This is a genomic window from Nocardia sp. NPDC050412 (assembly GCF_044458825.1).
Taxonomy (GTDB): domain Bacteria; phylum Actinomycetota; class Actinomycetes; order Mycobacteriales; family Mycobacteriaceae; genus Nocardia.
Map to the genome: position 1 here is coordinate 507106 of NZ_JBITIJ010000007.1, position 17590 is coordinate 524695.

Below are 17590 nucleotides of genomic sequence, written 5' to 3' on the forward strand. Positions count from 1 at the left end.
GTCTATATTTAGTTGGACATCCAACTATAGGATGACCGTAAATCGCGCGATGCGCGGCGTCCACCCACGAGAACAGGACTGGCATGGTTCGCGAACTCACTCATTACATCGGCGGACAGCATGTCGCCGGGACCTCGGGCAACTTCGCCGATGTCTTCGATCCGAATACCGGCCAGGTGCAGGCGCGGGTGCCGCTCGCGAGTAAGGCCGAGGTCGATGCCGTTGTCGCGAATGCGGTAGAGGCGCAGCAGGTGTGGGCCGCGTTCAACCCGCAGAAGCGCGCGCGGGTGCTGATGAAGTTCCTGACGCTCGTGCAGGACGAGATGGATTCCCTTGCGGCGCTGCTGTCTGCCGAACACGGCAAAACGATCCCCGATGCCAAGGGTGATATCCAGCGCGGTATCGAGGTCATCGAATTCGCGGCGGGCATTCCCCATCTGCTCAAGGGCGAGTACACCGAGAGTGCGGGCACCGGCATCGACGTCTACTCCATGCGTCAGCCGCTCGGTGTGGTCGCAGGCATTACCCCCTTCAACTTCCCGGCCATGATCCCGCTGTGGAAGGCCGGACCGGCGCTGGCGTGCGGAAATGCCTTCGTACTCAAGCCATCCGAACGCGATCCTTCGGTGCCGCTGCGCCTGGCGGAGTTGTTCCTGGAGGCGGGTCTGCCCGCGGGCGTATTCAATGTGGTCAATGGTGATAAGGAAGCGGTCGACGCGATCCTGCATTCGCCGACCGTCAAGGCTGTCGGTTTCGTCGGTTCCACCCCTATCGCGCAGTACATCTACGAGACCGCGACCGCGAATGGCAAACGTGCACAGTGCTTCGGCGGCGCCAAGAACCACGCGATCGTGATGCCGGACGCCGACCTCGACGATGTCGCCGACCAGCTCATCGGCGCGGGCTACGGCTCGGCGGGTGAACGCTGTATGGCCATCTCGGTCGCCGTGCCGGTCGGTCAGGAAACCGCGGATCGCCTGCGCGAGAAGCTGATCGAGCGGATTGCCAAGCTGAATGTCGGACGCTCCGACGATGCCGGTGCCGATTTCGGCCCGCTGGTGACCAAGGACGCACTCGGTCGGGTCGAGAATTACGTCCAGATCGGCCACGATGAGGGGGCCGAGCTGGTTATCGACGGCCGTGGGCTCGCGGTCGATGGCGGCGAAGGCGGGTACTTCACCGGTGCAACGCTTTTCGACAATGTCACGCCGGAAATGCGGATCTACAAGGAAGAGATCTTCGGCCCGGTGCTTGCGATCGTGCGGGCCAAGGATTACGACGAAGCGCTGGCCCTGCCCAACGAGCACGAGTACGGCAACGGTGTCGCGATCTTCACCCGCGACGGCGATACCGCACGGGATTTCGCCGCCCGCGTACAGGTCGGCATGGTCGGCATCAATGTGCCGATTCCGGTGCCGATCGCCTACCACACCTTCGGCGGTTGGAAGCGCTCCGGATTCGGCGATCTGAACCAGCACGGTCCGGATTCGATTCGCTTCTACACCAAGACCAAGACCGTTACCCAGCGCTGGCCATCCGGGCTGAAGGACAGCAACCACTTCGTCATTCCGACGATGGACTGAACAGCCCACGGACGGGAGGTCGACGATCGTGTTCGCACTGAATGACGACGAGCGCGCCATTACCGAAATGGCGCGCGACTTCGCCGACGAATACCTCGCTCCGAACGCCCTGGAATGGGATGAGCAGAAGCACTTTCCAGTGGATGTGCTGCGCAAGGCGGGTTCGCTCGGCATGGGTGGCATCTATATAGGCGAGGATGTCGGGGGCTCCGGACTGCGCAGGCTCGATGCCGTGCGCATCTTCGAACAACTGGCCACCGGGTGCCCGGCCATCGCGGCGTATATCTCCATCCACAACATGGTTTCGTGGATGATCGACAACTACGGCAATGCCGAGCAGCGCAACCGCTGGCTGCCCCGGCTGACCTCGATGGAATGGCTCGGCAGCTACGCGCTCACCGAACCGGGTGTCGGATCGGATGCTGCGGCCTTGAGCACCAAGGCCGTTCGCGACGGTGACGACTACTTGCTCACCGGTGTGAAGCAATTCATCTCGGGTGCGGGTAGCGCCGATGTGTACGTCATCATGGCGCGCACCGGCGATGCGGGTGCTCGTGGGATTTCGGCGTTCATCGTTCCGGCCGATACCCCGGGAATTTCCTTCGGCGCCAACGAGAAGAAGATGGGTTGGAATGCCCAGCCCACTCGTCAGGTGATTCTCGACAACGCCAGGGTTCCCGCCGCCAATATGCTCGGCGTCGAGGGCAACGGCTTCCGCATTGCCATGAACGGACTCAACGGCGGTCGACTCAATATCGCCGCCTGCTCACTGGGCGGCGGCCAGGCGGCGCTCGAAAAATCCGTCGCGTACCTGGCCCAGCGCAAGGCATTCAACACCCGACTGCTGGACAACCCGGCATTGCAATTTCAGCTCGCGGATATGCGTACCGCACTGGAGGCGGCGCGGACCCTGCTGTGGCGGGCTGCGGCGGCACTGGATGCGGATGCCGATGACAAGGTCGAATTGTGCGCCATGGCAAAGCGCTTCACGACCGACGCCGGATTCGAGGTCGCGAATACGGCGCTGCAGATGCATGGCGGGTACGGATACCTGGCCGAATACGGCGTGGAAAAGATCGTCCGCGACCTGCGGGTGCACCAGATCCTGGAGGGCACCAACGAAATCATGCGGGTGGTCGTCGCCCGCTCGGTGGTAGGAGCAGCATGACCGAATCCGAAGTTCTCATCGATAAGCGCGACGGACTCGGTCTGATCACGCTGAACCGGCCCAAGGCCATCAATGCCCTGAATCATCCGATGGCCCTCGCCATTTCCGCCGCCCTGCAGGTGTGGGCCGATGACGACGAGGTGCGCACCGTCGTCGTCACCGGCGCGGGGGAGCGCGGGCTCTGCGCGGGCGGCGATATTGTCGCCATCCACCGTGACGCAGCCGCATTGGATGAGCACTCTGCCGGTGCCGCCAACGCGGATTCGGCCACCGGCCTCTTCTGGCGCGACGAGTACATCCTCAACGCCCTGATCGGCCGCTACCCGAAGCCGTATGTGGTGGTCATGGACGGCATCGTGATGGGCGGCGGCGTCGGTCTTTCCGGCCACGGCAGCCACCGGATCGTCACCGAGCGCTCCAAGATCGGTATGCCGGAGGTCGGCATCGGCTTCATTCCGGATGTCGGTGGCACCTACCTGCTCGCCCGCACGCCGGGTGAAATCGGCACGCACGTCGCACTGACCACCGCGCGGATGAGCGCCGGTGACGCCATCGCCGCGGGTTTCGCCGATTACTACGTGGCCTCGGAACATATTCCGGCGCTGCTGGAAACGCTGCGGACCGAGACCGCCGAGATCGCCATCGCCAAATTCGCGACGGACGCACCGGAATCCGACCTGGCGGCCCAGCAGGACTGGATCGATGCCTGCTACAGCGCCGACACCGTCGAGGAGGTCGTCGATCGACTGCGGACGCACGGCTCGCCGGAGGCCGCCAAGGCCGCGACCGAACTGCTCGCGAAATCACCTGTAGCACTGAAGGTGACGTTGCGTTCGCTGCGCGCCGCCCGTGCCGCGAAGAGCCTAGAGGCGGTGCTGGACGAGGAGTACCGGGTGTCCATCGCCGCGTTGGCCTCGCACGATCTGGTCGAAGGCATCCGTGCGCAGGTGATCGATAAGGACCGTAACCCGCGATGGTCACCGGCGACGCTCGCCGATGTCACCGCCGAACAGGTCGAGGCGTACTTCGTCGAATTGGGCGATAAGGAACTGGGTTTGGAGGTAGGCAAGTGACGAAGAAGATCGGTTTCCTCGGCCTCGGCCATATGGGCGGGCCGATGGCCGCGAATCTGGTCGCGGCCGGATATGACGTGCTCGCCTTCGATCCGGTCCCCGCCGCACAGGAGCAGGCACGCAAAGACGGTGCCACCGTTGTGGATTCGGCTGCTGCGGCCGCAGCGAATCGCGATGTCGTGATCACCATGCTGCCCAATGGCAAGCTCGTCCTCGACGTCTACGCCGACCTGCTTCCCGCCGCGAATCCGGGCACCCTGTTCATCGACTGCTCCACCATCGATGTCGCCGACGCCAAGGCGGCCGCGGTTCGTGCCGTCGACGCGGGCCATCGAGCATTGGACGCTCCGGTCTCCGGTGGTGTCGCGGGTGCCGCCGCGGGCACGCTGACCTTCATGGTCGGCGGCACCGAGGCCGACTTCGCCGATGCGCTCGACGTGCTCCAGGTAATGGGCGGCAAGGTTGTGCACTGCGGCGGCTCCGGCGTCGGCCAGGCCGCGAAGATCTGCAACAACATGCTGCTCGGCATTTCGATGATCGGCCTGTCCGAGGCGCTGGTGCTCGGCGAGAAACTGGGTTTGAGCCACCAATCGTTCTTCGATGTGGTGTCCACCGCATCCGGCCAGAGTTGGGCGCTGACCAGCTACTGTCCGGTCCCCGGTCCGGTCCCGACCAGTCCGGCCAACAACGACTACCAGCCCGGTTTCGCCACGGCATTGATGACCAAGGACCTCGGCCTGGCCGCGAACGCCCTGCGCGATAACGACGTCGACGGCAAACTCGGCCTGCTCGCCGCCGAGATCTACACCCGGTTCAACCAGTCGCAGGCGGGGAAGGACTTCTCCGCTATCGTCACCGATATCCGTAACCGTTCCGATCGAGAAGGTGCCTAAGGATGGATGCATCGCGCAGCGATTCCGTGGGGGGTGGTGGTCGGGCTACGGGAGGGCCCGACTTCGAGACGATTCTGCTGGAGCGCAAGGGCCGGGTCGGATGGATCACGCTGAACCGTCCGAAGGCGCTGAACGCGCTGAACGCGCAGGTCCTCGACGATGTTATTGCCGCGCTCGACGAACTCGAGCACGATGACGCGATCGGCGCCATTGTCATCACCGGTTCGGAGCGGGCCTTCGCGGCCGGCGCCGATATCAAGGAGATGCAGCCCAAGTCGTACATGGACATGTTCATGAACGACTACTTCGCCCGCTGGGACCGGCTGGCGCAGTTCCGCAAGCCCACCATTGCCGCCGTCGCCGGTTACGCCCTGGGTGGTGGTTGTGAGCTGGCGATGATCTGCGACATCCTGCTCGCCGCCGATAACGCGAAATTCGGTCAGCCGGAGATCAAGCTCGGCGTCATTCCGGGCATCGGCGGCTCGCAGCGCCTGACCCGCGCCGTCGGCAAGGCCAAGGCCATGGATCTGGTGCTCACCGGCCGCAATATGGATGCCGAGGAGGCCGAGCGCGCCGGTCTCGTGTCCCGCATCGTGCCCGCCGCCGAACTGCTCGACACCGCACTCGAGGTCGCCGAGACCATCGCCTCGATGTCGCTGCCGGTCACCATGATCGCCAAGGAAGCCGTGGACCGCTCCTTCGAAACCACCCTCGCCGAGGGCCTGCGCTTCGAACGCCGAGTCTTCCACTCGCTCTTCGCAATCGACGATCAGAAGGAAGGTATGAGCGCCTTCGTCGAGAAGCGTCCGGCGAAGTTCACCAACAGCTAGCGCTGCCAGCGCTGACGTACAGCACTGTGCCCGGCCGAGTGAACCTCGGGCGGGCACAGGTGTATTCGATCAGCGGCAGCCACGTCACCGGAACGATTGCGACAGAGGCGGTTCTCCAGCGCGCTCGCAACCAGGTTCAGTTGAAGGACGTCGCCGGGATTCCCGCGACTTCGATGGGGGTCGGCGCGTTGACACCACCGGGTGGTTGAGCGGCACTGTGGTCTATGGCGAGCAGTCCTGCGATGGTCGCACCCAATGCGAGCGTAACCGCAACGGCGGCAATGAGTTTGCGGCGACCGGTGGTGGTCGGCACCAATGAAGCGGTGAGCGCTCCGCTGCGTAATCGCGCCATGCGTACATCGCCGGTGGGACGTTCCGCGGCGAGCAATACCGCTCCGCGGGCCGAAACGTATTCGGGCTCCTCGTCGTAGATGACCGGGAGTTCGATCATTTCGGACAATTCTTCGCGGATATCGGGATTGCGGGTGCAGCCGCCGAGCAGGACCAGGGCCTCCGGTTGGACGCCGGTTTCCTCGATGAGTTGGCGGACGAACGAGGCGGAGTGGTGGATGCCCGCGGCGCACAGTTCGGCGAGGTCGCTGCGGGTGACCACGGCACGCCCGCCGGAGTTGGCGTCCATGGCGGTGATTACCCGGGCGCTGCTGAGTTCTTCGCGGTGCCTGCGGCTGGTCAGTTTGTCGGTGAGTACGCCGCCGCGGGTCAATTGCCAGCGCAGCAGTGCGTCGTAGCCGTCGCCGCCGAGGACGGTGCTGCGTTTGCTGGACAGGATGGTGTCGGTGCGGCAGTCGGCGTGGGTGATGGTCAGGCCCGAGCTGCCGAGGTCGTAGAGGATGACCGAGCCGGTGGTGGGCAGACGGCCGGTGAAGCGCAGGTAGCGCAGCTGAGCCAGCGGTTCGTCGACGATGGCGAGCGGGGTGCGGCCCGCGGTTGTGCGGATGGCGTCGGCGTGCAGCGGGCAGCGGCAGGTCACGGCGGTTCCGGTGATCAGCTCGTCGCGCCGGTCGGCGGCCGCGCGCATCTGGCAGATCGCCTCGAAGACCGGTTCCTCGACCCCACCACCCGCCCGACGCGGTATCTGGCATCGATCAATCGGGGGGAGATGCGGCTGATCGGAATGCGTCAGCATCGCGCGGGCGCCACCAGCGCCCGCCGATACCCCCAAGACCAGCACCATGGAATCCATGGTGGACCCTTTCGCCTCCGCTGCCAAGACAACGGGGCGGAGAATTCGCTAGTTGGATGCCAGACCGTTACCGCGCGGTGGTGCGGGCCGTGTAAAGACCGACCGGTTCGGGTGTTTGGTTACTGCTCGTGTGCCGACCATCGGGCCGGTTCTTCGCCGGTGGCGAAGTCGCCTGCGGCATGGCGAAATTCCGCGAGCAACTGCAGCAGAGTATGCAGCCGATCCGGCGGAAGACCGGGAATCGCGAAGACTTTCGCGTTGAGTTCCTCGGTTGCCTCAGCAACCAATTCCCTTCCGGCAGGGGTGATTTCGATCAGGGTAGCCCGCCGATCGCTGGGGTGCGGAACCCGCTCGACCAGCTCGGCGGCCTCGAGTCGATCGACGGTATTCGTCACGCTGGTCGGGTGCACCTGGAGTCGCGCACTGGCCTTCGCCATGGGCAGTGCACCCGTCTTACTGAAAGCAAGCAGCATGAGAAGTTCATATCGAGAGAACGTCAGACCGGTCGGTTTCAAAGCCTCGTCCACCCGAGCCATCATGATTTGCTGGGCGCGAACCAGCGAGGTCACCGTCGCCATTCCGTCGGCGAAATCGCCCCAGCCGTGGCCGACCCATTGACGATGGGCCTCCTCGATCGGATCAATCGGAAGTGGACGTGGCCGCGACATGGTCTTGATCATTCCACGTTCGGCCGCCGCTGCGGATCTTCTCCCGGCCGGTGAGCGCGGCATTGGTCGCATCCGGACGGGTGGTCGAGATTCGGGCATCATCGGTTCGGATCACACTGAGTGCAACCGTGGGCATTTCGATGCGGCCCCGGCAATATTCATGGCGAGGCGGGCGTGGCTGAGTGGTTGAGGCAACGGTCTGCAAAGCCGTTTACGCGGGTTCAATTCCCGCCGCTCGCTCCAAATGAGGGTGCCTTCGCCGGCGACTGCTCGCAGGTCGCTCGAATGGCCAGCCATGGGTGCCCGGCCCGGTGACACGCCACCGCCGGGCCGGGTGTCCGTGGTTCAGGCCGCTTCGAAGGCCACGGCGTTTCCGAGCACTTCAAGGCGGACACGCTCGCCCGCGGTCGGCGCCGCAACGCTGGCACGGCGCACCCGCACCGGATCGATATCGCCGTCCAGCGCGATCGTCAGCATCACATCGGCCCCGCGGAACTCGACATCCCGCACCATTCCGCTACTCGGTTCGTTGCCCGAAACCACCTGCGCCACAAGCTGTTCCGGACGGAACATAATGGTCGCCGACCCGGTCGGCGCGGACTTCTGCACCGGTACCCGGCCGAGCGCACATTTGGCCACATTGCCGTCGACCACCGCATCGAGTAGCACACAATCACCGAGGAATTTGGCGGTGAACAGATCAGTGGGCGCGGCGTAGACCTCTTCCGGCGCGCCGACCTGGGTGAATACCCCCTCGCGCATGACCGCGACCTGTTCGGCGAAGCAGAGCGCCTCCTCCTGGTCGTGGGTGACCAAGATGCTCGTCATGCCCGCCGCACGCAGCGTCTCGGCAACGGCCTGCCTGGTGGTGGCCCGCAACCCGGCATCGAGTGCGCTGAACGGCTCGTCCAGCAGCATCACATTGGGTTTGCGGGCGAGCGCGCGTGCGAGCGCGACGCGCTGCTGCTGGCCGCCGGAGAGCTGATGGGGGCGGCGGTCGGCGTAGGATGGATCGAGCGAGACCATCTCCAGCAGTTCGTTCACCCGATTCCGACCGCGTCGTAGCCCGCAGAATCCGCTGCGCAGGCCGTAGGCGATGTTCTGGCCGACGGTCAAATGTGGGAACAGCGCACCGTCCTGTGCGACGTAACCGACATTGCGCCGCTGCGGCGGCACCGAAAACCGGTCGCGGGTCACGGTTTCCGTGCCGATGGCGACCGAACCCGTGTCCGGAGCCTCGAAGCCGGCGATCACCCGCAATAGTGTGGTCTTTCCGCATCCGGATGAGCCGACCACTGCGGTCGAACTGCCGTTCGGCACTTCGAGATTGATCCCGCCGAGTACCCGGTGGTAGCCGAACGTCTTCGAAACATCCGCCACGACAAGCCGACTCATAACCCGGCCGCCTTCCTGGATTGGGTGAACAGCAGATACGTCACCGGCACCGCCGCGACGATCATGATGAGTGCATAGGGTGCCGCCGCCGCATAGTCCAGTTCGCCCGACAGCGACCAGAATCGCATTGCTAGTGTGCGAGTTCCGCTGGGCGCCAACAGCAATGTCGCGGTCAATTCGGTCGCGACCGCAACGAATACCAGTGCACCGGCGGAGGCCGCGGCGGGGGCGGTCAACCGCAGCGTGACGCGCAGAAAGGTGACCGGCCCCGACTGACCGAGCGAGCGCGATACCTCCTCCAGTCCGACCGGCACCTGCGCCAGCCCGGCCCGCACGCTGACCAGCGCCCGCGGCAGAAACATCAACACATATGCGGCCACGACCATGGTCACCGTCTGATACAGCGGTGGCGCCCACCGAATCGTGACCGTCACCATGGCCAGCGCGATCACAATGCCGGGCAGGGAACTCGTAATGTAGTTGGCGCCCTCCACCATTCGGGCGAATGCCGAGGTCGAGCGCACCGCGATCCAAGCCACCGGGAACGCGCACAGCGTGGTGAGCAGTGCGGCCATCGCCGCAAGCGCGATGGTCTGCCCGAGGGCCGTACCGATTTCGGTGAAATCCCAGACCTGCGCACCGCCGATGCGCAGCCAGCGCACGATGGTCCACAGCGGCACTCCGATCGAGCCCACGACCACCGCGGTCAATGCGAGCAGAACCGGAACCGTGCTGGGCCCCAACGCAACCCGGGCAGCGGCCCGAGGTGCACCGCTGCCGATCCTGGCGTAACGCCCCTTACCGCGCGCCCCCGCCTCGGCCGCGAGCAACACCAGACAGCACAGCACCAGCACACCGGCCAACATGCTGCCCGCCGGACCGGCGAAGCTGGATTGGTACTGCTCGAAGATCGCGGTCGTGAACGTATCGAACCGGATCATCACGAACGCGCCGTATTCGGCGAGCAGATGCAGCGAAATGAGCAGTCCGCCGCCGAGAATCGCCAATCGCAACTGCGGCAAGACGATTCGGGTGAATACCGCGACCGGACCGGAACCCAGCGCCCGCGCCGATTCCTCCACTGCCGGATCGAGGCGGCGCAGTGTGGCCGACGCCGGCAGATACACCAGCGGGAAATACGACATTGTGGAGATCACCACTCCCGCCCACAGCCCGTGCATGGTCGGGAAAACGCTGACCCAGCCGTAGCTGTTCACGAACGCCGGCACCGCGAGTGGCGCCGCGAATACCGGCCCCCACCACGCCGCGCCCGGCACATTCGTACGCTCCACCACCCAGGCCAGTCCGACCCCGAGCACCACGCAGATCGGGACGGTGACGATCACCAGGCCGACCGTATTGCGCAGCAGGTCACCGACTCTCGGCCGGAACACCAGTTCGGCAGCCTCGTGCAGGCCGGTGGAGAAGACCGTGGACACGATGTAGCCGAGCGGCACGAACGTCGCAGCCACCAATAGCAGCGCGACGGTCGTGACGAGTAGCCCGGGTCTTCCAACCCGGGGTGCGGCGACAGCGGTCCGGAGGGCCATGACTAGAGCAGACCCGCCTCGGTCATCAGCGCCGTCACCTTCTTGGCATCGAGCTTGCTCGGGTCGACGGCCGGCGCCTGCAGTGAGGCCAGCGACGGCAGCGCCGGATTGGCCGCGACATCACTGGCGACCGGGTACTCCAACGAGGTGCCGTCGCGCAGGATCTCCTGCCCGGCCTTGGAGGTGATGAACGCCAGGAACTTCTGCGCCGACTCCTGCTTCTTGCTCGACTTCAGCACACCGCCACCGGACACCGAGACGAAAGCGCCCGGATCCTGCTTCTTGAAGTAGTGCAGCCCGGTGTGGCTGCTGCTCTCCTTGGTATTGGCCTGATCGCGGTACCAGTAGTAGTGGTAGATCACCCCGCCGTCGGGCTGACCGGAGTCGACCGCCTTCATGGTGGCGACATTGTTCGGGAATGCGGTGGCGTTGTCCTTCATGCCCTTGAGCCACGCCTTCGTGGCGTCCTCGCCCTCGAGCGTCAGCAGGGCCGCCACGATGGCCTGGAAGTCCGCCCCGGAAACGCCCGCGCCCCAGCGTCCCTTCCACTGCGGCTGCGCCAGATCGAGCAGTGATGCGGGCAGCTGATCGCCCGCGATCTTGTCCTTGTTGTAGACGAAAACCGTTGAGCGGGCGGCGATTCCGGTCCACTTGCCGGTGGAGGGACGGAATGGCGCGGGTACCTGGTCCAGCGTCGCCTTATCGACATCGGCGAAGAGTCCGGCGTTCTCGACAAGCGCCATGGCGGGGGAGTTCTCGGTGAGGAAGACATCCGCGGGGGAGGCCGCGCCCTCGGCGACCAGCTGATTGCCCAGAGCGGTGTCACCGCCCTGGCGCAGGGTGACCTTGATGCCGGTCTCTTTGGTGAACGCGTCCACCCATTCCTTGGTCAGGGATTCGTGCTGGGCGTTGTAGACGGTGATCTCGTTCTTGTCGTCCGAGGAATTCGAACAGGCGGTCACGCCGAGCGCCGCGACAGCGACGGCCAGCGCTGCGGAAATCGCTTTCCATCTGATCGACATGTTCGAGTCCTTCCGACGTGCAAGGTTCCACTTCATATGATGAGGCTTACCTAAGCAAGATACCGCGTCCGAACTGCGGCGATGGTATCGGTACGGCTGCGACGGCGGGCCGGTCAGGACAGGCCCGAGAAGTCCCGCAGCACAACGTGATTGCGGTCGGTGCAGGTGCCGAGCGTGTAATCCGGCAGCAGGCCGAAGTATTCGCCTCGGGTGGTCGCACTCCAGCGACGCGCGGCCGCGGTGCGGGTCTTGTAGAAGTTGATCATGTACCCACCCTCGTATAGGCGCAGCAGGCTGTAGCCGCCCGGATACTCCTTGACCGCCGCGACTTCCAGGAATTCCACCGCGGCACCGGTGTCGGGACGGGTGCGGCGGTTGCGGTGGGTATGGCCGCTGTGCTGCAGGAATACCCCGGGTGCGCGCTCGTAGAGCGTCTGGAGTTCGATGCTGTCGGGGCGATTGAGGACGAAACCTGGTCCAGCGGTATTGGTCAGTCCGGCTTCGACCGTCACCGGGTGATGTCCGAAGACCAGCGTCGGACGATCCGGATCTTCGCGAAGCAGTTCACCGAGCCGGTCGAATTGCGGGCGTTCGATGCTGCCGCCCGAACCGTCGAGTTCACTGGTATCCAGGCCGAGCAGCCGCAGGCCGCCCAACTCGTGCTCGATCAACTGCTGGCGCGGATCGAATTCCTCGGCCCAGCAATCGTAATGATCCGCGGGTGCCGGAATGCAGCCCTGGTATTCCGAGCCGACATGCGGACGGTCGTGGTTGCCGCGCACAGCGAGGTAGTCGCTGCCCTGCGCGCCCCAGGAGTCCAGGCGTCTGCGAACCGAGCGCGTCTGCTCCGGCTTCGCCTCGGCGGTCAGATCACCCGCGATGAGCAGGATGTCGGCCTCGCGGTCGGGGCGGCGCAGATCATCGAGCAGGGCCGCCAGCATCACCTCCGGATAGGACGGCAGACCCGGCTCCTGCCGGAAACCCGGCGGCATGTCGGCGACGACGAGGCCGCTGACCTCTTCGCCGTAGTGCACGTCATTCGCGAGGGCGAGGGTGCGCAGCGGGCGGCCGGGCGGCGGTGTCAGGGTGGTGAATTCGCCGGTGGATTCCGGACTTCCGGGGGATCGGGTGGTCAGTGATAGTGCGGGCACGGCTCGGGCACCGTTCGACCATGCCTCGAATCGGTAGGCACAGCCCGGTTCGAGACCATCGATCTCCGCATAGTGGAACGGGGTGCGCTCGTCATCGGCATGGACAATGGCCAGCGCTGAATCGGCCGGACCGAGCCGCACTTCGGCGTCCGTGTCGACCGGCAGCAATCGACCGCTCGGATCCGGGGTCACCGTCGTCCAGGTGAGAATCACCGAACGATCGGTGACCGTGACGACCTCCAGATCGGTCGCGAAGAGCGGATCCGCTTGGGCGCGAACCGAACCCGGATCCGCGAGACTCGCGAGCGCGGCCAACCCGATGGCGCTGAGGAAGGTCCGACGCGACGGTCCGCAGCAGCTCATCCGACGAGGTTACGTCAGTTCTTACCCGACTCCGCCGAGCAGACCTTCCACTTTCCGTCTTCCTTGCGCAGGTGCTCGGTGGTGCCCGTATCGGTATCCGGGGTCTCTCCCGGGACGGTCAGCGTGAGTTTGCCGGTGATCCGGGCCGTCGCACGGTCACCGGTGACGACGATGTCATCGATCTTGTCGATGTTGACCTCGATTTTGGCAGTATCGAATTCCTTCTTCTGCTCATCGGTCAGCGTATCGAATTCGGCACGGTCGGCCGCGCATGCCTTGTCCGCCGCGGCGGCGAAACCGTGCGACTCGAGCGTGTCGTAAAAGTCGTGGATGGCCACCTGGATCTTCTTATCGTCCGAAGCCAGCGGCGTCTTACCCTGCACGGTCAGCACCACGCCCGCGGCGACCGCACCCGCAATGACGAGTACCAGCACCAACAGGCCGATGATCAGCCCGGTCCTGCGCTTCTTCGGCGGCGGATACCCCGGCTGTTGATAACCACCAGGCGGCGGATACCCCTGCTGCGGTCCATACCCTTGACCACCCGGCTGCGGATAACCCCCGTGCTGCGGTCCATACCCCTGAGCACCCGGCGGATAACCCCCTTGCTGCGGATACCCCGGCCCACCCTGCTGCGGATAGCCATACGGCTGCTGCGGCTGCCCCCGCTGCTCCCCGAACGGCGGTTGCCCACCCGGCGGATATGTCATGTCCCGTCCTCCCACTCACCCCATCTGTGTGTGAGATTACGGCAACTCGCCCCACCCGACCGGACACCGATCGCGACAGCCCAACACCGATCGACGGAGGTGGCGGGAGCGGTCCGGTTCTGGACATCTGCCGCGTAACCAACTGCCGGGATGCGGTCGTCGGCCAGTTCGGCGGCGAGGCGGTCGAGCTTGTCCTGGGAGCGGGCGATCAACGCGACGGAGAATCCTTCGCGTCCGAATCGGCGGCCGGTGGCCATGCCGAGTCCCGAGCCTGCGCCGACGATCGCGATCGTTGTCATCGTGGTCCTAAGTTTGTAGGTGTCTGGGGTTGGTGCCCTGGATGCCCAGGGCGGTGGGGTGTGGCTGATGTTTGCTTGCAGCTGTTGTGGCTCCGAAGGAATGGCCGCCCCACCGTGCTGGACGCTCCGGCCACTGATTGAGATCTGATGCGGTTCGTCGCTGGTCAGGGACCTGATGGCGGGGTTGTCCACGGGCTACGGTCGCGGGAACGGGAGTGTGGGAGTGGCGCTGCGCCAACGGATTTGGGTGGGTATCGATGTCGGCAAGGCCACTCATCAGGTGTGCGTGATGGATGAGTCCGGCAAGGTGTGCTGGTCGGGCAAACTCGCCAACGATCAACGGGCGATCGAGGCGCAGCATCGGGCATGGGGAGATGGTCTCGATGTCGTTGAAGGGGTAGAAGTTGAGGAACTCGACGTTGCTCGACAGCGTCAATGTCCGACGAAGGGGTCGACCTCTTCACTGGGGCATTTGCTCTGGCTAGATCGAAATCCCACACTTCGCGGCATATGCCTGGTGTGACGACGAAGAGGTGTTGTTAACCAACCTGTCGCCGCGCGGTGAATTGGTCCAGGCGCTCTAATGTCCGTGGCATGGTGCAGACGACCCCGTGGAGCGCGCGGAAGATACCGGACCGGTTGCCTGGTCGCGTGTCCGGTCGGGGGGAAGCGGCAGGCAAGCGAATCCGCCGCGGTATTCGCGTCTCGGTAGCTTCGGGCCGCGACAACGCGGGCTATTTGTGCGCTGCGATAGGCAGTACGGCCACACTGGCGCTTTTGTTCGATCCGTGGCTGGTGGCAAACGGCCCAGACGGTACGACCCGCACCAATGCTTTCGGTCGGATTTCGGCAACTAGCTCGATGGCGGGGCTCTGGTCGTCGACGCCCCCTTCCATCGTGTCGGTCAGTGGATTGTGGGGCCTGCTGGCTAGCGCCGCAGCCGTCGTGACCGTGTCTGCCATCGCAATCAACTTCCGCCGCCGCAACCGCGCGCTGGGATATCTCGCGGTCGCCGCATCGGTCGCGACCGCAGCATTCGTCCTGGTCTGCCTGATCTATCTCCACGGGCAAGGGCCAGCGCTGCGCTCCATGGCCGGTGCGGGGCCGCCGCGCGATCCTGGCACCCAGATCGGCTTGATCATCCGCGCGGCCGCGGGTAACGGCGCGTACCCAGTTCCCGGGCTCCGCGCAGTTTCTTACAGCACAGCGAACTTCACAACACAGGAGCTTCTCGCCGGGGCAATCTCGGTCGTTTCAGCCGTCGCGGCCGTCGCGCAATGGCGCCGTGACACCGATACAGCATGAAATCTATCGCATTTGAATACCGTTGGGAGCCTGGCGTTTCGCTGCACAATACGCACACCACTGGCTGCTGACTCTGGCCGCCGCGCAGCGCACCGCCCGTGCTGCGATCATTCGCACACAACAGCAACGCCGTGAACGTGGGATCGCTGCTGGCGTTCCATGTTCTACGGGCCCTCGGCGGGCGTGTCGAACATGGGATCGGGAACGACCTGCGGCGGCGAGCGAATCGCCGATATCATGGCGAGGCTGGCCCGCACCGCTGGAACTCGACCCCCGTGACTACGATTCGTGGTCTTGGTTCCTGGTGTTCCCGAATCCCGTTGTCGCGGATACCGGATATCCGTTTGACGTGCGCGCATGGGCGAAATCGCAGCTGAACGGTGAAATGGTGCCCTCGAGGAATCGAACCTGCGACGCTTAAAACCATCCTGACCTGCGGAAACGCAGTCGAATGTCGGTGCCCTCGGCAGGATTCGAACCTGCGGCCTTCTGCTCCGGAGGCAGACGCTCTATCCCCTGAGCTACGAGGGCGGGATAGGTTTCGAACAGTGCCGGTGGAGGCGGCCGTTCGGGCGGGGCCAAGCGTATCGCATTGCGGGGCGTCCGCCAAAAAGTATGTCGGACCGGGGAGTTTCGGTTCCGCGGCCCGACGCGATGGATCAGTTCTGCGGCAGTGGTTTCGCGTTGCGGGCGGTCAGCATGGTGGTGATGAGTTGTGCTTCGCCCTGCTGGGTGGTCGCCATGGCGGACGCGAGTGTGCGCACCGCGGTGGTTTCGGCGTGCTGGGCGGCGTATTGGGTCATCGAGAGTCCGCCCTGATGGTGGCGCAGCATCAGTTGCAGGAACATCGTGTCCAGCGTGGTACCGGTGGCCTGGCGCAGTGCGGTTACCTCCGCGGTAGTCGCCATGCCCGGCATGGAAGCCGATGGGCCGGACATTGCGTGGTCGGCGGTAGCGCCGGAATGCGAATGGCCCGACTGTTCGGTCATCCAGCCCATATAGCCGTCCACATTCTGGTTCGGTTTACCCCACATCTGCAGCCAGCCCTGCATTCGGCCGATCTGTTCCTGCTGGGTGGTCAGAATGTCGTAGGCCAGCCTGCGCACATCGTTGTCGGTAGAAGCGATGAGCGCGATACCCGCCATTTCGACGGCCTGCGCGTGGTGTGCCGACATGTCCTGGCTGAATCCGATATCGACCGCGCCGGGATCGGGTTCGCTATTACTGTCCAGCGGTAGCCGGGCCAGTACGCCGACCGCGAAGCCGATCAGCAGGATGCCGATCGCACCGAGTACCAGTAGCGGAGTGCGCTGCCGCCGCGCCTGCGCACCCAAACCCGTGGAATCGTCGGCCACGTCCGGCTCGATTTCGGTATCCACGGGCATTACTGACCTTCCGTCGGCTGGGTCGGAATTCCGTTGGGCACGCCGGGGATATTCGGTACTCCCGGAATGCTCGGCATACCGGGCAGACCACCCGCGGCACCGCCGAGTTCGGTCTGGTCCTGGGATAGGCCCTTACCGTCCATCGGCACCGCATCCGGTCCGGGCGGCGTCGGGTCGTACGGCGTCGGGTTGTTCGCGTCGAACGCGGGGTTCGAGCAGCTCGCGCCCACCTCGGGGTAGGCGTATTGGTTCGCGCGCAAGGCGGTGATGAACTGGTTGACTCGCTTGTCGTCGGCGCTGTCCAGCTTCAGCTGATGTCCCCAGGACTGCAGCGATATCGCCGAGGCCAGTCCGGGGAACGGCGACATCAACGTGAACGGCTTGCCTTCGACCTTCTGCTTCAGCGTGTCGATGCCCGCCGCGTCGACCTTGTCGGGGTTGTAGGCGATCCAGACCGCACCGTGCTCGAGCGAATGCACCGCGTTCTCGACTCGGACCGGCTTGCTATAGACCACGCCCATGCAGTTCGCCCAGACCTGATCGTGCGGACCGCCGAACGGCGGGGTCTGGTCGTACGCGACGCGCTGCGTACCCGCGACGTGCAGTCCCGCCGGGTAGTCCTTCTTGGTCACCCCGGCGATCTGATCCGACGGATCCTTCTTCTGCGCACTCGGCGTGAATTTCTCGAGTTCGGCCTTGTCCCGATACTTCGGCACCAGGCTGAACGCGAGCGCACCGATCAACGCGATGATCACCACGGCGGCTCCGATGACCAACCAGGGGATCTGGCGCTTTTTCAACGGGCCCTTGCCCATCGGAACCTTGCCGCCGCCTTTTTTCCGCGACGGTGCGACCTTCCCTGCGGCCCGGACGGCCTTGGCCGATTTGGCGCTCGTGCTGCTCGGCATAGCTCGCTGTGCTCTTTCCACGTATTGATCCACGGTGCTGGGTGGTTGCGGAGGGCTCCGCCGAGGTGCCCACTCGAGGCGTA

Annotated in this window: 17 protein-coding genes, 2 tRNA genes and 1 pseudogene; 8 read left to right on the forward strand and 12 right to left on the reverse strand. The window is 64.9% G+C overall.

Translation table 11 applies throughout. The features are described from left to right. The first annotated feature begins 83 nt into the window (after positions 1 to 83). From ACIBI6_RS22535 to ACIBI6_RS22555, 5 genes are read left to right on the forward strand one after another with little or no spacing between them, the layout of a single operon-like run. Positions 84 to 1583 carry a CoA-acylating methylmalonate-semialdehyde dehydrogenase gene (locus tag ACIBI6_RS22535; RefSeq protein WP_396957574.1) on the forward strand — a complete coding sequence of 500 codons (1500 nt, stop codon included), beginning with the start codon at positions 84 to 86 and terminating at the stop codon, positions 1581 to 1583. Positions 1584 to 1611: 28 nt separating this feature from the next. Continuing rightward, positions 1612 to 2751, forward strand: coding sequence for an acyl-CoA dehydrogenase family protein (locus tag ACIBI6_RS22540; protein ID WP_396957576.1), 1140 nt, complete (start codon positions 1612 to 1614; stop codon positions 2749 to 2751). Beyond that, positions 2748 to 3824, forward strand: coding sequence for an enoyl-CoA hydratase/isomerase family protein (locus ACIBI6_RS22545; protein WP_364355098.1), 1077 nt, complete (start codon positions 2748 to 2750; stop codon positions 3822 to 3824). The genes ACIBI6_RS22540 and ACIBI6_RS22545 overlap by 4 nt, the downstream gene beginning before the upstream one ends. Continuing rightward, positions 3821 to 4717, forward strand: coding sequence for a 3-hydroxyisobutyrate dehydrogenase (gene mmsB, locus ACIBI6_RS22550; protein WP_396957578.1), 897 nt, complete (start codon positions 3821 to 3823; stop codon positions 4715 to 4717). The genes ACIBI6_RS22545 and mmsB overlap by 4 nt, the downstream gene beginning before the upstream one ends. Before the next feature lie 2 nt (positions 4718 to 4719). Then, positions 4720 to 5547: an enoyl-CoA hydratase gene (locus ACIBI6_RS22555; RefSeq protein WP_396957579.1), complete on the forward strand. Its 828-nt coding sequence runs from the start codon at positions 4720 to 4722 to the stop codon at positions 5545 to 5547. A gap of 136 nt (positions 5548 to 5683) precedes the next feature. Here ACIBI6_RS22555 and ACIBI6_RS22560 read toward each other — a convergent pair whose 3' ends face one another. From ACIBI6_RS22560 to ACIBI6_RS22570, 3 genes are all read right to left on the reverse strand, one after another. After that, on the reverse strand, positions 5684 to 6751 hold the full coding sequence (locus ACIBI6_RS22560; RefSeq protein ID WP_396957581.1) for an Hsp70 family protein: 1068 nt from the start codon (positions 6749 to 6751) through the stop codon (positions 5684 to 5686). 119 nt (positions 6752 to 6870) lie between these two features. Continuing rightward, positions 6871 to 7419, reverse strand: a complete 549-nt coding sequence (locus ACIBI6_RS22565) for a MarR family transcriptional regulator (protein ID WP_364355086.1) — start codon at positions 7417 to 7419, stop codon at positions 6871 to 6873. Further along, complete coding sequence (locus ACIBI6_RS22570) at positions 7391 to 7534, reverse strand: hypothetical protein (protein WP_396957583.1); 144 nt, start codon at positions 7532 to 7534, stop codon at positions 7391 to 7393. Before ACIBI6_RS22570 ends, ACIBI6_RS22565 begins: the two co-directional genes overlap by 29 nt. A 53-nt stretch (positions 7535 to 7587) precedes the next feature. On the opposite strand from ACIBI6_RS22570, the gene ACIBI6_RS22575 reads away from it, so the two are divergent. After that, positions 7588 to 7662 (forward strand) — tRNA-Cys (locus ACIBI6_RS22575). A 102-nt stretch (positions 7663 to 7764) separates the two neighbouring features. Here the strand turns inward: ACIBI6_RS22575 and ACIBI6_RS22580 are convergent. The 6 genes from ACIBI6_RS22580 to ACIBI6_RS22605 form a co-directional block, all read right to left on the reverse strand. After that, a complete protein-coding gene (locus ACIBI6_RS22580) occupies positions 7765 to 8814 on the reverse strand; it encodes an ABC transporter ATP-binding protein (protein WP_364355083.1) in 1050 nt (349 codons plus the stop codon). Then, positions 8811 to 10364 (reverse strand): iron ABC transporter permease, encoded by a 1554-nt coding sequence (locus ACIBI6_RS22585; RefSeq protein WP_364355080.1) that lies wholly within the window; start codon positions 10362 to 10364, stop codon positions 8811 to 8813. The genes ACIBI6_RS22580 and ACIBI6_RS22585 overlap by 4 nt, the downstream gene beginning before the upstream one ends. Positions 10365 to 10366: 2 nt before the next feature. Beyond that, positions 10367 to 11386, reverse strand: a complete 1020-nt coding sequence (locus tag ACIBI6_RS22590) for an iron ABC transporter substrate-binding protein (protein WP_396957585.1) — start codon at positions 11384 to 11386, stop codon at positions 10367 to 10369. Between the two features lie 113 nt (positions 11387 to 11499). Next, a complete protein-coding gene (locus ACIBI6_RS22595; protein ID WP_364355074.1) occupies positions 11500 to 12900 on the reverse strand; it encodes a metallophosphoesterase in 1401 nt (466 codons plus the stop codon). 14 nt (positions 12901 to 12914) lie between these two features. Next, the gene (locus tag ACIBI6_RS22600; RefSeq protein ID WP_396957587.1) at positions 12915 to 13610 is read right to left on the reverse strand and encodes a hypothetical protein; all 696 of its coding nucleotides are present in this window, start codon (positions 13608 to 13610) and stop codon (positions 12915 to 12917) included. Next, positions 13607 to 13909 (reverse strand): SDR family NAD(P)-dependent oxidoreductase, encoded by a 303-nt coding sequence (locus tag ACIBI6_RS22605; RefSeq protein WP_396957588.1) that lies wholly within the window; start codon positions 13907 to 13909, stop codon positions 13607 to 13609. Before ACIBI6_RS22605 ends, ACIBI6_RS22600 begins: the two co-directional genes overlap by 4 nt. 223 nt (positions 13910 to 14132) lie before the next feature. On the opposite strand from ACIBI6_RS22605, the pseudogene ACIBI6_RS22610 reads away from it, so the two are divergent. Both ACIBI6_RS22610 and ACIBI6_RS22615 read left to right on the forward strand, forming a co-directional pair. Further along, a pseudogene (locus ACIBI6_RS22610) lies at positions 14133 to 14261 on the forward strand (transposase); the annotation flags it as partial. Between the two features lie 242 nt (positions 14262 to 14503). Then, positions 14504 to 15214, forward strand: a complete 711-nt coding sequence (locus ACIBI6_RS22615; protein WP_396957589.1) for a hypothetical protein — start codon at positions 14504 to 14506, stop codon at positions 15212 to 15214. 458 nt (positions 15215 to 15672) lie between these two features. Here ACIBI6_RS22615 and ACIBI6_RS22620 read toward each other — a convergent pair. The 3 genes from ACIBI6_RS22620 to ACIBI6_RS22630 all read right to left on the reverse strand — a co-directional run bounded on the left by ACIBI6_RS22620 (position 15673) and on the right by ACIBI6_RS22630 (position 17507). Then, positions 15673 to 15745 (reverse strand) — tRNA-Arg (locus ACIBI6_RS22620). Between the two features lie 128 nt (positions 15746 to 15873). Then, entirely contained in the window at positions 15874 to 16599 is a 726-nt protein-coding gene (locus ACIBI6_RS22625) for a DUF305 domain-containing protein (RefSeq protein WP_364355062.1), read from the reverse strand. Then, positions 16599 to 17507, reverse strand: a complete 909-nt coding sequence (locus tag ACIBI6_RS22630) for a DUF3105 domain-containing protein (RefSeq protein ID WP_364355059.1) — start codon at positions 17505 to 17507, stop codon at positions 16599 to 16601. Before ACIBI6_RS22630 ends, ACIBI6_RS22625 begins: the two co-directional genes overlap by 1 nt. Positions 17508 to 17590: the final 83 nt, after the last annotated feature.

Excerpts from the sequence above, each read along its gene's own strand:
- ACIBI6_RS22535 (WP_396957574.1), top strand. The coding sequence starts at position 84 with ATGGTTCGCGAACTCACTCATTACATCGGCGGACAGCATGTCGCCGGG.
- ACIBI6_RS22545 (WP_364355098.1), top strand. The coding sequence starts at position 2,748 with ATGACCGAATCCGAAGTTCTCATCGATAAGCGCGACGGACTCGGTCTG.
- ACIBI6_RS22555 (WP_396957579.1), top strand. The coding sequence starts at position 4,720 with ATGGATGCATCGCGCAGCGATTCCGTGGGGGGTGGTGGTCGGGCTACG.
- ACIBI6_RS22560 (WP_396957581.1), bottom strand. The coding sequence starts at position 6,751 with ATGGATTCCATGGTGCTGGTCTTGGGGGTATCGGCGGGCGCTGGTGGC.
- ACIBI6_RS22565 (WP_364355086.1), bottom strand. The coding sequence starts at position 7,419 with ATGTCGCGGCCACGTCCACTTCCGATTGATCCGATCGAGGAGGCCCAT.
- ACIBI6_RS22580 (WP_364355083.1), bottom strand. The coding sequence starts at position 8,814 with ATGAGTCGGCTTGTCGTGGCGGATGTTTCGAAGACGTTCGGCTACCAC.
- ACIBI6_RS22585 (WP_364355080.1), bottom strand. The coding sequence starts at position 10,364 with ATGGCCCTCCGGACCGCTGTCGCCGCACCCCGGGTTGGAAGACCCGGG.
- ACIBI6_RS22590 (WP_396957585.1), bottom strand. The coding sequence starts at position 11,386 with ATGTCGATCAGATGGAAAGCGATTTCCGCAGCGCTGGCCGTCGCTGTC.
- ACIBI6_RS22595 (WP_364355074.1), bottom strand. The coding sequence starts at position 12,900 with ATGAGCTGCTGCGGACCGTCGCGTCGGACCTTCCTCAGCGCCATCGGG.
- ACIBI6_RS22600 (WP_396957587.1), bottom strand. The coding sequence starts at position 13,610 with ATGACATATCCGCCGGGTGGGCAACCGCCGTTCGGGGAGCAGCGGGGG.
- ACIBI6_RS22605 (WP_396957588.1), bottom strand. The coding sequence starts at position 13,909 with ATGACAACGATCGCGATCGTCGGCGCAGGCTCGGGACTCGGCATGGCC.
- ACIBI6_RS22615 (WP_396957589.1), top strand. The coding sequence starts at position 14,504 with ATGGTGCAGACGACCCCGTGGAGCGCGCGGAAGATACCGGACCGGTTG.
- ACIBI6_RS22625 (WP_364355062.1), bottom strand. The coding sequence starts at position 16,599 with ATGCCCGTGGATACCGAAATCGAGCCGGACGTGGCCGACGATTCCACG.
- ACIBI6_RS22630 (WP_364355059.1), bottom strand. The coding sequence starts at position 17,507 with ATGCCGAGCAGCACGAGCGCCAAATCGGCCAAGGCCGTCCGGGCCGCA.